Source organism: Bacillus cereus group sp. BfR-BA-01383 (assembly GCF_022663495.1).
GTDB lineage: Bacteria > Bacillota > Bacilli > Bacillales > Bacillaceae_G > Bacillus_A > Bacillus_A cereus_AU.
Genome location: NZ_JAKUFP010000149.1, coordinates 1 through 230 on the forward strand (window position 1 = coordinate 1; position 230 = coordinate 230).

A 230-nucleotide genomic window follows, 5' to 3' on the forward strand; every position below is an offset into this window, starting at 1 on the left:
AATTGGCATAAAATCCTTGAATTAAATCTTTTTTGGATTTATAAGAAGTGTGATAACCATTTTTGTACTTTTTGAACGAATTTTTTCTCGCCTTATCAAAATCTTTTGAAACCTGTTTGGGAACTTGTGCGTTGATGTTATTTAACCACTTATATCTCTTTCGCTTCTTGATCTTTGTAAATCGTTTCTGTAAATCTAACTGTGAAACAGATTTTCCAAATAGCTTATAG

1 pseudogene is annotated in these 230 nt (G+C 29.6%); it reads right to left on the reverse strand.

Annotated features, from left to right (window positions below):
• Nucleotides 1-230: pseudogene (locus MR065_RS27370) on the reverse strand (helix-turn-helix domain-containing protein); the annotation flags it as partial.